This is a genomic window from Actinomadura sp. SCN-SB (assembly GCF_043906805.1).
Classification (GTDB): Bacteria; Actinomycetota; Actinomycetes; order Streptosporangiales; family Streptosporangiaceae; genus Spirillospora.
On the sequence record NZ_JBIMPP010000019.1, the window covers coordinates 65,747 to 76,924 of the forward strand.

General features: G+C 68.2%; 14 protein-coding genes. 7 read left to right on the forward strand and 7 right to left on the reverse strand.

All coding sequences use genetic code 11. The features are described 5' to 3' along the window. Nucleotides 1-283: 283 nt before the first annotated feature. Complete coding sequence (locus ACGWYJ_RS15200) at nt 284-1,900, forward strand: sigma-70 family RNA polymerase sigma factor (RefSeq protein ID WP_395106611.1); 1,617 nt, start codon at nt 284-286, stop codon at nt 1,898-1,900. An 80-nt stretch (nt 1,901-1,980) separates the two neighbouring features. Next, nucleotides 1,981-2,991, forward strand: coding sequence for an adenylate/guanylate cyclase domain-containing protein (locus tag ACGWYJ_RS15205; protein ID WP_395106612.1), 1,011 nt, complete (start codon nt 1,981-1,983; stop codon nt 2,989-2,991). On the opposite strand, the gene ACGWYJ_RS15210 is transcribed toward ACGWYJ_RS15205, so the two are convergent. Together ACGWYJ_RS15210 and ACGWYJ_RS15215 are read right to left on the reverse strand one after the other, a co-directional pair. After that, a complete protein-coding gene (locus ACGWYJ_RS15210) occupies nt 2,967-3,146 on the reverse strand; it encodes a hypothetical protein (protein WP_395106613.1) in 180 nt (59 codons plus the stop codon). The two genes, ACGWYJ_RS15205 and ACGWYJ_RS15210, sit on opposite strands and share 25 nt — an antisense overlap. A 516-nt stretch (nt 3,147-3,662) precedes the next feature. Continuing rightward, nucleotides 3,663-4,775 carry an FAD-binding oxidoreductase gene (locus tag ACGWYJ_RS15215; RefSeq protein WP_395106614.1) on the reverse strand — a complete coding sequence of 371 codons (1,113 nt, stop codon included), beginning with the start codon at nt 4,773-4,775 and terminating at the stop codon, nt 3,663-3,665. A 499-nt stretch (nt 4,776-5,274) separates the two neighbouring features. On the opposite strand from ACGWYJ_RS15215, the gene ACGWYJ_RS15220 reads away from it, so the two are divergent. Then, nucleotides 5,275-5,682, forward strand: a complete 408-nt coding sequence (locus ACGWYJ_RS15220; protein WP_395106615.1) for a hypothetical protein — start codon at nt 5,275-5,277, stop codon at nt 5,680-5,682. Nucleotides 5,683-5,696: 14 nt separating this feature from the next. Then, nucleotides 5,697-6,554 (forward strand): alpha/beta fold hydrolase, encoded by an 858-nt coding sequence (locus tag ACGWYJ_RS15225; protein ID WP_395106616.1) that lies wholly within the window; start codon nt 5,697-5,699, stop codon nt 6,552-6,554. A 568-nt stretch (nt 6,555-7,122) separates the two neighbouring features. On the opposite strand, the gene ACGWYJ_RS15230 is transcribed toward ACGWYJ_RS15225, so the two are convergent. The 3 genes from ACGWYJ_RS15230 to ACGWYJ_RS15240 all read right to left on the reverse strand — a co-directional run bounded on the left by ACGWYJ_RS15230 (nt 7,123) and on the right by ACGWYJ_RS15240 (nt 8,076). Next, nucleotides 7,123-7,224 (reverse strand): DUF397 domain-containing protein, encoded by a 102-nt coding sequence (locus tag ACGWYJ_RS15230; protein WP_395106617.1) that lies wholly within the window; start codon nt 7,222-7,224, stop codon nt 7,123-7,125. A gap of 258 nt (nt 7,225-7,482) precedes the next feature. Beyond that, nucleotides 7,483-7,836 (reverse strand): DUF397 domain-containing protein, encoded by a 354-nt coding sequence (locus ACGWYJ_RS15235; RefSeq protein WP_395106618.1) that lies wholly within the window; start codon nt 7,834-7,836, stop codon nt 7,483-7,485. Between the two features lie 138 nt (nt 7,837-7,974). Continuing rightward, nucleotides 7,975-8,076: a DUF397 domain-containing protein gene (locus ACGWYJ_RS15240; RefSeq protein ID WP_395106619.1), complete on the reverse strand. Its 102-nt coding sequence runs from the start codon at nt 8,074-8,076 to the stop codon at nt 7,975-7,977. A 204-nt stretch (nt 8,077-8,280) separates the two neighbouring features. Here ACGWYJ_RS15240 and ACGWYJ_RS15245 point away from each other — a divergent pair, with 204 nt between their 5' ends. Both ACGWYJ_RS15245 and ACGWYJ_RS15250 read left to right on the forward strand, forming a co-directional pair. After that, nucleotides 8,281-9,039, forward strand: a complete 759-nt coding sequence (locus tag ACGWYJ_RS15245) for a helix-turn-helix transcriptional regulator (protein WP_395106620.1) — start codon at nt 8,281-8,283, stop codon at nt 9,037-9,039. A 10-nt stretch (nt 9,040-9,049) separates the two neighbouring features. Further along, nucleotides 9,050-9,259 (forward strand): DUF397 domain-containing protein, encoded by a 210-nt coding sequence (locus ACGWYJ_RS15250; protein ID WP_395106621.1) that lies wholly within the window; start codon nt 9,050-9,052, stop codon nt 9,257-9,259. Between the two features lie 345 nt (nt 9,260-9,604). Here the strand turns inward: ACGWYJ_RS15250 and ACGWYJ_RS15255 are convergent, their stop codons facing one another. Both ACGWYJ_RS15255 and ACGWYJ_RS15260 read right to left on the reverse strand, forming a co-directional pair. After that, nucleotides 9,605-9,793: a DUF397 domain-containing protein gene (locus tag ACGWYJ_RS15255; protein WP_395106622.1), complete on the reverse strand. Its 189-nt coding sequence runs from the start codon at nt 9,791-9,793 to the stop codon at nt 9,605-9,607. Continuing rightward, nucleotides 9,784-10,596: a helix-turn-helix domain-containing protein gene (locus ACGWYJ_RS15260; protein ID WP_395106623.1), complete on the reverse strand. Its 813-nt coding sequence runs from the start codon at nt 10,594-10,596 to the stop codon at nt 9,784-9,786. Before ACGWYJ_RS15260 ends, ACGWYJ_RS15255 begins: the two co-directional genes overlap by 10 nt. 136 nt (nt 10,597-10,732) lie before the next feature. Between ACGWYJ_RS15260 and ACGWYJ_RS15265 the strand changes: the two genes are divergently transcribed. Continuing rightward, nucleotides 10,733-11,125 carry an ATP-binding protein gene (locus tag ACGWYJ_RS15265; protein ID WP_395106624.1) on the forward strand — a complete coding sequence of 131 codons (393 nt, stop codon included), beginning with the start codon at nt 10,733-10,735 and terminating at the stop codon, nt 11,123-11,125. Nucleotides 11,126-11,178 lie beyond the last annotated feature (53 nt).

The following is an 11,178-nucleotide window of genomic DNA, read 5'->3' on the forward strand; positions in this document are numbered from 1 at the left end:
CGTTTTCACGGCCGTGCCCGCCAAAGCGGCCGGGGTCGTGAATGGGGCTCGGCGCCATTCCGTTCGTCCGCCGAGGCGGGCACCCCGCCTGCCGCCACATGATCACTCCGTGGGTTCGGTGAAGAGGCGGCGTGCGTTGTGCGTGTCTGCGTTGGGACACCTTCATCGTGATTTCAGGGATCAACTGGTGCGGATGGGGTCAAGGGGTGTATGCAGGGTGAGCCGAGTGTCCTGAAACGGCCCCGCGAGGGCGGGTCTCCCCATGCCGGTGCCGGGAGCGTGAATGCCCAGGTGGTCCACGTCCGACGTCGCGGCCGACCGACGGCTGGTCCAGAGGTTGAACGACGGCGACGCGAATGCCTTGGCCGCGCTTTATGACGCCTACGCTGAGCGTTTGTACGACTACGCCTTGTCGATGACCGGCGAGTACAGGATCGCCGCCGATATCACGCACGACACGTTCATTGACGCCGCCCGCCGCGCCCCCCGGATGCGGGACCACCAGCGATTGCGTTCGTGGCTGTACGGGGCGGTGCGGCGCCGTTGCGTGCAGCGCGCCAGGTCGCGGGTGCTGTACTGGGAACCGGACGTGGACTTCGGTGATGCCTGGGGCCATTCCGAGACGCCGAGAACGATGCGTTCCGGCCCATCGCGGAAGCCCGGAACGGCGCATGACTCCGGCGAATCCAGTGAATCCAGCGAGCCTGAGGCGGAGGCCCCCGTCGACGCTCCGCCTCACGGTGTCCTCGCGGCGGCGATGCGAGGTTCGGTCGATGAGGACCCGTCCCAGTCCGTCCGTGAACGTCCCGAGCGCGCGCCCGATGCCGACGAGCCGCCGCCTTCCTCCGAACTGCGCAGGCTGCTGGACGGCTCCGTGGCGAGGCTGGAGCCCTGTGACCAGGAGGCGCTGCTCCTCGCCGTCCGGCACGAGCTGTCCGCCGCCGAGATCGGGAGCGTGCACGGCGTCTCGCCGCGGCGGGCCGCCACCCGGGTCGCCCGCGCCCGGACCCGCCTGGACGAGGCGTACACGACCGAGCTGAAGGTGGCCACCGAACGGTGCGCCGTCGGCCAGGCGGAAGACCACCGCGAGTGCACCGACTGCCGGCGTCGTGCCGGTGTGAACCCCGCCGCGCTGCTCGCCTTCGCGTCCGCGCCCGTCCTCCCGGCGTCGTTGCGGCACCGCGTCCTGCACACGGCGACCGACCCCGAGCTGGCCGGGTACCGGAACGACATCGCGGCGCGCGGCGGCGCGCTGACGCCGCACGGCATGCCGACCCAGCCGGACACGCCGTCGCCGTACACCAAGCGCTGGCTGTTCGCCGGGGGCGGCATGGCGGGCGCCCTGGTCACCGCCGTTCTCGGCGCGATGCTGATCAGCCCGGGGCTGGGCGATCCGACGATCTACTGGCCGCCGTTCCGGGCGCGTCCGCAGCCGTCCGTCACCGACCATGTGCCAAGGCAGCCGCAGGGAGGGGGGACCGGCCAGGAGCCCCCGAGGGACGGCGTCGCACCCAGCGCTCCGGGTGCGACGCCCCCGGCCGGCTCGCAGGGACAGGGCGCGTCCCCGCCCAGCACCGGCGCGCCCACCTCGCCCGCCCCGCCACGACCGGGGACGCTGATCGTCACGCCGGCGCGGGTGGAGCTGTACATGAGGAAGACCGCCACGGTCCGGCTGGAGGCGTCGCAGGGCCCCGTGTCCTGGAACGCGACAAGCTCGTCCGAGCAGCTCTCGGTGTCGCACCCGCAGGGTGAGCTGGCCGCGGACACCACCGCCGACGTCACCGTCACGCTGCGCACCCACCTGATCAACCTGCCCGGACAGGCGACGCTGACCTTCTCCGACCCGACCACCGGCACCACACGCGAGGTCACGGTGGTGTGGGGCGCCTCACTGCTCTGACGGGGGCGCCGCGCGGGTTTGACCGCTCTGATCTCACTCGCCACCATTGCGGCATCGATCGACGGCGAACAGAGGTGGCCATGGCCGACCCGACCGATCCCCGGGACATCGAGGAGACCCTTCTCGGCGGCCCCCTGCGCTACACCCGCAGGCAGGTCGAAGAACGTTCCGGGGTCCCCGAGGACTACGCCCGCGCCATCTGGCAGGCCCTCGGCTTCCCCACCCCGCCGGACGACGAGGTCGCCTTCACCGACGGGGACGTGACCGCCCTTCGCGAGATCAAGGACCTGCTGCGGTACGACCTCGTGGACGAGGAGATGGTGCTGCGCCTGTCCAGGGCGGTCGGGCAGACGATGGGACGGCTGGCGGGCTGGCTCGGCGACGTCTGGCTGCAACGGCTCAGCGAACGCCTGCCCCCGGACGAGCCCGTCACGGAGGACGCCGTCCTCGCCGCCCTCGCCGCCACCGAGGAGCTGCGTCCCGCGTTCGAGCGCCTTCTGATGCACGGGTGGCGCCGCCAGCTCGCCGCCGCGGGTATGCGCGCCGCCGGATCCACCGCCACGGCCACCGCCGACCCGGCCGCGGGCACCGCCCTGCTCGCCGCCGGCTTCGCCGACATCGTCTCGTTCACCCGGCTCAGCCGCGGCATGGAGGGGCCCGCCCTCGCCGACCTCGTGGAACGCTTCGAGTCGACCACGACCGGCCTGGTCGCCGAGCACGGCGGCCGCGTGATCAAAACGCTGGGCGACGAGGTGCTGTTCGTCGCCCAGGACCCCGCGGCCGCCGCCGAGATCGGGCTCAACGTCGCCGAGCGCGGAGAGGCGGACCCCGACTTCCCGCGCGTCCGCGTGGGCATGGCCTATGGGGAGGTCATCCTTCGCCTGGGCGATGTGTTCGGGACGCCTGTCAACCTGGCCGCGCGCCTCACAGCGACCGCCTACCCGGGCAGCGTCCTGATCGACACCGCCCTCGCGTCCGAGCTCACGTCCAAGACGTTCGCGACCACACCATTACGACCCCGGCCACTCCAAGGGCTGGGCAGGGTGAGGCCGTACCGCCTCCGGCGTCAAGGTGCGGAGGGGGACCGGTAGGTGAGGATGACGATGCCGCTGTCGAGGACGGTGGTGTCGGTGAGCTCGAACCTTCCGGACGATCCGGTGCGATAAAGCAGGTCGTCGGCGGTGCCGCTGCCGACGAAGAAGGGGTGCACCCACAGGCGCAGCTCGTCGAGCAGTCCCTCGGCCATGATCGCATGGGCCAGCGGACCGAAGCCGTACTGAACGATGGAGGCGCCGGCTTGGTGAGGGTGGTCGAGACGACGTACTTGGGCAGCGCGTTCATGCGGTCGCTGAGCGGATCGCCGGAACGGCTGGACCACACCGGGGCGAACGCTTCGTAGGTGTGGCGGCCCAGTAATACCGCGTCGCAGCGTTCCAGCAGTTTGGTCTGGACCTGGCTGCCCGCGTCGCTGAAACCGCCGAGCGACGGCCAGTCCTGCGGGTTCTGGATGACGCCGTCGTACGTGGAGTTGATGACCGTGCGCATGGCGGGCTCCTCAGGAGTGAACGGGCTCAAATCCCAGGTGGGATGAGGTTGACCGAAGGTGATGCGCGGGTCGTACCGGGCCTTGAGGGCGGTGAGCCTGGCGTGGTCGGCCGGGGTGTAGGCCGCCGCCACACGTTGCGGGGCACTGTCTTCGACACCGGCGAAGTTGAGGTTGGTCCCTCCGGTGCGTCAGGGACGTAGCGCGTCCAGCGTCTCGTCACGCCGCCGCAGCGTGCCGGGGTCTGGGACAATGCCGGTGAAGAACGAGAACTCCGCGTCGCGGCCGCCCACGCAGTTGGGAACGCGCGGCGGACGGGCGTACGCGCCGCCGAAATGCCGTAGTTCGGCCACGGGCGGCGTGCCCGGTCCCGCCGGCGCGGAGATCAGCTCGACGGTCTCCCGGGGTGAGGTCCTTCAGCAGTACGTTGCGGTCGTACGCCACGTACGGTTCGTCGGCGGGATCGTGGTGGATCGACCCGACCTCGGCGTAGGGCATCTTGCGTACCGTGTCCAGCAGGAGAGGGCCCAGCTTGCGCAGCGGCCGGACCAGGCGCCCGCCCTCGGCCATGCCACCGCTGTGCGCGACGAACCGGCCGCGCAACGGCTCCGGTACGCCGGGCAGATCGGGATGGTGCGCCAGCAGCACCGAGGACGCCATCGTCTCAGGCACCCGCCGCGTCCATTCGGCGTAGCCGTGCAGGACCTCGGCGGTGGCCTCGCCCGCGAAATACAGCCCGCCCCCGTCCAGGTGCGAGACCGGGAACAGGTCGATCTCCATGCCGACGACCAGCCCGAAGTTGTCCTTGCCGCCGCGCACCGCCCAGAACAGGTCGGGATCCGATTCGGCCGTCACGTCGTACGACCGTCCATCGGCGCCGACCATCCGCAGACGGCGCACATGGTCGGCGGCGAAACCGAACCGGCGCCCCAGCAGCCCGGCACCGCCGCCCATCCTGTAGCCGACCGCGCCCACGCTGGGACTGGAGCCGTTCAACGGCGCCAGCCCGTGCCAGGTGGCGCACTCCAACACCCGTGACCATCGGGTTCCCGCCTCGACCCAAGCCGTCGCGGCGGCCGGGTCAACGGTGACGCCGTCCATCCGACTCGTGTTGACCAGCACGGCCCCGTCGGCGGGGACCGCCTGGCCGTGCCCGGTGGCCATCACCCCCACGGGCCGACCCTGCTCGGCGGCCATTCGCACGGCGGCCACCACGTCACGTTCGTCCACCGCTGCGACCACGCAGGCCGGGTGCGACTCCGCCGCCCGGTTCAAACCCAGCCGCTCAGCGTCATAACCCGGTTCACCCGGTCGAATGACCTGCGTCTTCATGCGGGTGAACGTATGCGAGGCGACCGTTCGAGGATTGCAGGAATCGGTCACGACACCGATCCGGGGCCAGAACGCCGGTAGGAACGGCGCTCCCGCGTCAACGGGAAGATCGTCCGCGTAGTGGAGAAGTCGCCCCGGTGGACGAAGGTGACGTGATCACGAGGTGGCCGCAGCGGCCGATAGGGCACGGTCAGAGCAGCGAAGCGCCCGGTAATCGGGCCGGAGAAGGTCAGCGTCACGGATGGATGCGCGGCGCGACGGTCCGGCCCGCGGTGTGAGCGCCAGGCGGAGGACGATCCTTTACCCACGTGGACGGACGTGCCCTGTGGACGCTGGAGCCGCGGTATCGACGGCGTGTCGGCCGCCGGGACCATGGGCGGAATGACCATATATCTCCTGATTTGGCCGGATATTGGTCATCGCACGGTCGATGGGCTCTCCGAGGCTGGGTAGAGCGCCCGTTATCGCCGGAACGTCCAGTACGAGGAGGGGACGATCGATGACCGCACCGACCCGTGCCGCACCAGCCCGGGAGTGGGCCGACGCCTTCGCCGCCGCCAGCAATGAGGACCCCGAGATCCAGGCGCACGGGAAGTACTTCACCTGCACCTACCTGCTCGACGCCACCGAACGCAGCTACGCGATCAAGATGGAGTCGGGCCGGGTGACCGAGGTCACGGTGGATCCGGGTCCGCTCGACGTCCCCTACGAGTTCGCGATCCGGGCGACCCCCGAGACGTGGCGGGGGTTCGGAGAGCCCATACCGCCCCCGATGCACCACGGGATCTGGGCCGCCACCTTCCAGCGCGACATGCGATTGGACGGAAACATCCTGGTCCTCATGCAGAACCTGCGATGCGTCACACGGCAGATCGAACTGCTCCGCACCGTCGGCTCGCCCGTCTGAGGAAGGAGATCACCGTGAGCAAGGTTTCCCCGGTCACCGGGCACTACGTGACCATCGAGGTCGACGGCGTGGAGTACAAGGTCTTCTACCTCGAGAACGGCACCGGCCGGCCGCTGGTCTGCCAGCACACCGCCGGCTGCCACAACCACCAGTGGCGCGGCCTGCTGGAGGACGAGGAGATCACGGCGAACCACCGCGTCATCGCCTATGACCTGCCCCGCCACGGCAAGTCCGACCCGCCGGAGAACGTCGAATGGTGGAAGGAGGAGTACACCCTCACCGCGGACCATTTCGTCAACTTCATCGTCGCGCTGTGCGACGCCCTCGAACTCGAAGACCCCATCTTCATGGGCTCCTCCTTCGGAGGAAACGTCGCGCTGCAACTGGCCCTTCGACGACCCGACCGCTTCGCGGGCGTCCTGTCGGTCGAGGGTGCGGACTACTCGCCCGGGTTCTACCTCGACTGGTGGCAGCACCCGCACGCCAACGCCGCCCAGGTCTGCGCGAGCGGTGTATGGGATCTGATGGCGCCGCAGTCACCGGAGGCCGACCGCTGGAAGACCTGGTTCTACTACTCCCAGGGCTCCGAGGCGTTCAAGGGCGACCTGTACTTCTACTCCGTCGACCACGACCTGCGAGAACGCCTACACGAGATCGACGGGAACCGCTGCCCCGTCGTGATGCTCACCGGCGAGTACGACTACCTGACGACCCCGGAGGACAGCGCCCGCACCGCCAAAGCCATTGAGAACGGCAGCTTCATCAAGATGGAGAAGATCGGGCACTTCCCGATGAGCGAAAACCACTCGGTGTTCCGCGGATACCTCCTCGAAGCCCTGAGAATCGTCGAAAGCAAGAAGTCGTCCGTCTGAGCCGCCCTTGCGACGCCCCACGGCTGGCGCAAGAACTGATCGGCCCCTGCCGACAGGGCGGTCTGCTTTTTGGCTGGACGGCGAAGTCGTGGCGGCCATCGACACGTCCAGCACGACGGACACCGACTACGGCCGCCGCGGCGTGGGTGGCGCGCCCGCCCCGCCACTACCCGGCCAAGGAACATCGACCGCACCCCTCCTTCGGACCGGTCGTCGCCTCGGTCAACCTGCTGTCGGCATGCGTCGTGGAGTTCATCCATCCAGACGACAACAGGCGCGTGCCAGTGAACTCAAAGTCGGCAGCCTGTGCGTGATGAGCGGTGCGGCACTATTTTTCTGGCGGCACGCCATCCCGGCCCCCAGGACCGACCCCGGCCCGAACGGACGAGTGCCCCTCAGCGACGGGTATCGGTGACCCTGCGAACAATTCTCTAGCCGAAAGCCCTACCGCTGACCCGCCCACCAAGGGTTCCCGCGATCCCACCAACACACTGAACTGCGGCAACACCACACCCGAGATCAAATCGACGTCGGCGCACCGGGTCGGCGGGCTCGCGTGGCCGGCCGATCAGCGTGTGTCGGCGGCGGATCGGACGGCGCTGTGCAGGGCCGCGCGCGTCACTAGGAGGACGGGGCCGTCGGGGTCTTGGCTGTCTCGTACCGCCACCACCCCGGCCGCGTCCGCCAGCTCGACGCTAGTTGCCGCCGCTGGAGGTGCTGTGGCTTGACTCGCGCCAGGTGGCGTTGCTCAAGTCCATCTCTGGGGACCACCTTCCTGATCAGTTCACGCAACATCTGGCCTGCGAACGGAGAGCGACGAGGGTCTGTGCAACCGCAGACAGGTCTGCGGGGTCGTCGGTCGTGGACGGAGGGGTGGCTGGGTCGGTGGTGAACGGTCACGCCGGTCACGTCCGCTAGCTCGACGTGCTCAGCATCGTTGGTCGCGCGACATGTCTTCGGTGAGCGCCCGCGAGTGAGGTTTTCCGGGGTTTGCGTGGGGGCGTGAGGTTGTGCCTGTGGGGGTGCGGCGGGTCGTCCGGGTTCGGGGACGGGCGACTCGCCGCTGATCGGTGGTCGGGGGCGCGGGGGTGCCGGGTGGTCGGCGCTTGCTGATGGCGGAGTGGACGGCGGTGCGCAGGGCTGCGCGGGTCAGCAGGAGAACGGGGCCGTCGGGGTCCTTGCTGTCTCGTACCGCCACCATCCCGGCCGCGTCCGCCAGCTCGACGCGGTTGCCGCCGCTGGAGGTGCTGTGGCTTGACTCGCGCCAGGTGGCGTTGCTCAAGTCCTTCTTTTGGGGCCACCTTCCTGATCAGTTCACGCAACATCTGCCTGCGAACGGAGCGACGAGGGTCTGTGCAGCCGCAGACAGGCTGCGGGGTCGTCGGTCGTGGGCGGAGGGGGCTGGGTCGGTGGTGAACGGTCAGTGCTTGTCCGTGGTGGACTGGATGGCGGTGCGCAGGGCTGCGCGGGTCAGCAGGAGGACGGGGCCGTCGGGGTTCTTGCTGTCCCGCACCGCCACCACGCTGGGGACTGGGAGGAAGGCCGTCCCGTGGCTCGGCGGACGAGGCTACGCTGCATGTGCGTGGAGGCGTGACGGTCGGTGTTCGAGGACGCGGGGTGGGGTGTTGATCAGTCCGTATGTGCGTCGGCTGCGGCTTGCGGCGGAGTTGCGTGAGCTGCGGGAGCGGGCTGGGGTCTCGGCGCAGGAGCTGGCAAGCGGTCAGGCGTGTACCGGCAGATGATCAGCAAGCTGGAAAACGCGCACATCGCGCCGAGTCAGGAGGATGTGCAGCGTCTCCTGGATGTCCTTGGTGTCGAAGGTGACAAGTGGACGCAGCTCGTGCAGGTCACCGCTGAGGCGGCGTCGCATGGCTGGTGGGAGTTGTCGGGGATCGGTGAGCGTCAGGCCAGGTTCGCCAATTTGGAGGCCGGCGCGAACGTGATCCGCGAGTACCAGCAGAATCTCATCCCGGGGTTGCTGCAGTCGGAGGAGTTCATCGCCACGCGCTTGGCCAACTCCGAGCTGCCGTTGCCGCCCGATGCCGAGGTCACCGGCGTGCTGAAGGGGCGGGTTGGCCGACAGCGGATGCTGCATCGTCCTGCCGGGCCGTCGTATGAGGTGATTCTGGATGAGGTAGTGCCGCGCCGTCGTTCGGTACCTGCGGACGTGTTCCGACGCCAACTCGATTACATCGTCGATCTGTCCCGGCGGGATGAGCGGGTGACGGTGCGGGTTCTGCCTGTGGACGCTGAGATTCCGGGGTACAACATCCCTGCATGTTCGTTTTCGATGTACACCTATCCGGACGACGGCGACCCCGGGGTGGTGGCGTTGGAGGCGGTGACCACCGACCTCGTCCTCACCGATTCGGACCAGACCGCACAGTTCGAGATGGTGTACGGGGGTCTCGTCCGTGCGGCCCTGTCGGTCGAGCGGTCACGCGAGATGCTGACGGACGTCGCAGAGTCCCTCCCCTCGCACTAGGAAGATCATCATGACCAGTCGCGAACGCCACGTGGGGTGGCGGAAGTCCTCATACAGCGGAACGGGCAACAACTGTGTCGAGGCCGGGCGGGTTGCTCGGCGTCGGGTCGGCGTCCGGGACACCGCGTCGGGCGATGACGGGCCGGTGCTGGAGTTCGGGGTCGGCGCTTGGGCGGCGTTCTTGGCGGAGGTCCGGGAGGGAAGGCATCGCCTGCCGTAGCCGGTCGGCGAGCAGGGGTCGAAGTGTCGCACTTCGACCCCTTTCTGCGTTTTGAGTGACGGAATGGATGCGCAGTGTCAGCGAATCCCTTGCAGGCCGGTGTGGACATTCGCATACTCATGACTGTCACAGCAGCAGGACAGTCGATATCACGGCATTTGTCTTTGGGTGGTAGAGCGTGCCCCAGGAGCTACCGAGATCCGGCTGTCGTCCATCTGCAGGCTCACAGTCAGGAGCGACAACGATGTCTGTGGGCTCGGTGGGGTGCGGCGGGTCGTCCGGGTCCGGGGACGGGACGACTTGCCGCTGATCGGTGGTCGGGGGCGGCGCGGGGGTGCCGGGTGGTCAGCGCGTGCTGATGGCGAGGTGGACGGCCGTTCGCAGGGCCGCGCGGGTCAGCAGGAGAACGGGGCCGTCGGGGTCCTTGCTGTCCCGCACCGCCACCACGCCGGTCACGTCCGCTAGCTCGACGCACTCAGCACCGTTGGAACCGCTGTGGCTGCTCTTGCGCCACTTGGCGTTCGTCAGGTCCATCTTTCTTCGGCCACCTTTCTAATCAACTCGCACGACATTTCTTGCGTGAGTGCCTGTGAACGTAGCTGGAGCAGCGTCCGCGCCAGGACGGAGAGGTCGGCGGGGTCATCCGTCGTGATCGAGCGTATGGCGGTTTCGACATACGCGATCTCGCTCCGATCTTCCATGGTTGCTAGTACGAAAGCTCCCATGTTGCCGTCGTGGTCGCCGCGACTCAACACTACTTGAACCGTGACGTTGGGCATCCTGCTGATCTCGATCAGGTGCTCCAACTGCTTCCTCATCGTCTCGTGGGTTCCGACCTGGTGGTAGAGCACCTGCTCCTCGATCAAGAACAGGACGATTGCCGGACCGCGCTCGTCGTCCCTGGTCAGGATGGTTTGTCGGTTGATCCTGACGTCAGCGGTCTCCTGATTGCCGTGCACGATCGCGAGAGCGTATTCGGGAGTCTGGGCGAGACCTGGGATCACGGAGTGCTGCCAGCAGATCAGCATCACTGCGTCGGCCTCGATTTGCGGCCAGTCGAACCAGATCGGAACGGGGTGTCCGTTTTTGTTGAGGTCCTCCCAGAGGTTGATGAGCGCGCCGTCTCCCTCCAAGTGATCGTCCACGATCTCCACGAACGATCGGGTAGCGCGCTTCTTGCCGTTCTCAATCTTGCTCACCTGCGGGCCACTGACCTGCGTGATGTGAGCGATGGTCTCCTGCTTTACACCCTTGGCCTCGCGCATTCGGCGCATCTGGCGACCGAAGGCGATCAGGGCGGGGGATTCGCTGGGGCGACGCTGGCGGCGTGGGGGCATGTCACCTGTCCTCTCGTAGGCATCTGCCCGCACTGCGAATGATCTTCTTTTGTCTGCCACCTGACGGCGGCAACCACATTTTAAGCAGAAAGTGCCTCACTGTGTTGTGCACATCACAGAAGGTGAGGAGATCATCATGGGCGAGGCAGCCCAGAACGAAATGGTGGTGAAGCGGGACCTCACGGTCGTCGCGGAGGTGCGCCGGTTCGTGCGGCTGGTCGCCGGCCAGTGGGACATGGACGACTACGTGCCGACCCTGGTGGCGAGCGAGCTGGTCACCAACGCACTCCACTACGCCTCCGCGTCCGACGACGATGTGAGGTTCCGGATCGGACGCACCGACGACGGCGCGCTGTGGATGGAGGTCCAGGACGCGACCTGCGACCTGCCCTGCATCCAGCGCGCCGACAGTATCAGCGAGGCCGGACGCGGCCTGTTCATCGTCGACCGGCTCTGCCGCTGCTGGGGCGTCCGCCCGCTGGCAGGCAACGGCGGCAAGGTCGTCTTCGCGGTCCTCAATGCCTCATGAAGACCACGTGGAGGTGATGCGCGTACGGCGGGCTTTGGGGCGTGGGAAGGCGG

Excerpts from the sequence above, each read along its gene's own strand:
- ACGWYJ_RS15200 (WP_395106611.1), top strand. The coding sequence starts at position 284 with ATGCCCAGGTGGTCCACGTCCGACGTCGCGGCCGACCGACGGCTGGTC.
- ACGWYJ_RS15205 (WP_395106612.1), top strand. The coding sequence starts at position 1,981 with ATGGCCGACCCGACCGATCCCCGGGACATCGAGGAGACCCTTCTCGGC.
- ACGWYJ_RS15210 (WP_395106613.1), bottom strand. The coding sequence starts at position 3,146 with ATGGCCGAGGGACTGCTCGACGAGCTGCGCCTGTGGGTGCACCCCTTC.
- ACGWYJ_RS15215 (WP_395106614.1), bottom strand. The coding sequence starts at position 4,775 with ATGAAGACGCAGGTCATTCGACCGGGTGAACCGGGTTATGACGCTGAG.
- ACGWYJ_RS15220 (WP_395106615.1), top strand. The coding sequence starts at position 5,275 with ATGACCGCACCGACCCGTGCCGCACCAGCCCGGGAGTGGGCCGACGCC.
- ACGWYJ_RS15250 (WP_395106621.1), top strand. The coding sequence starts at position 9,050 with ATGACCAGTCGCGAACGCCACGTGGGGTGGCGGAAGTCCTCATACAGC.
- ACGWYJ_RS15255 (WP_395106622.1), bottom strand. The coding sequence starts at position 9,793 with ATGGACCTGACGAACGCCAAGTGGCGCAAGAGCAGCCACAGCGGTTCC.
- ACGWYJ_RS15260 (WP_395106623.1), bottom strand. The coding sequence starts at position 10,596 with ATGCCCCCACGCCGCCAGCGTCGCCCCAGCGAATCCCCCGCCCTGATC.
- ACGWYJ_RS15265 (WP_395106624.1), top strand. The coding sequence starts at position 10,733 with ATGGGCGAGGCAGCCCAGAACGAAATGGTGGTGAAGCGGGACCTCACG.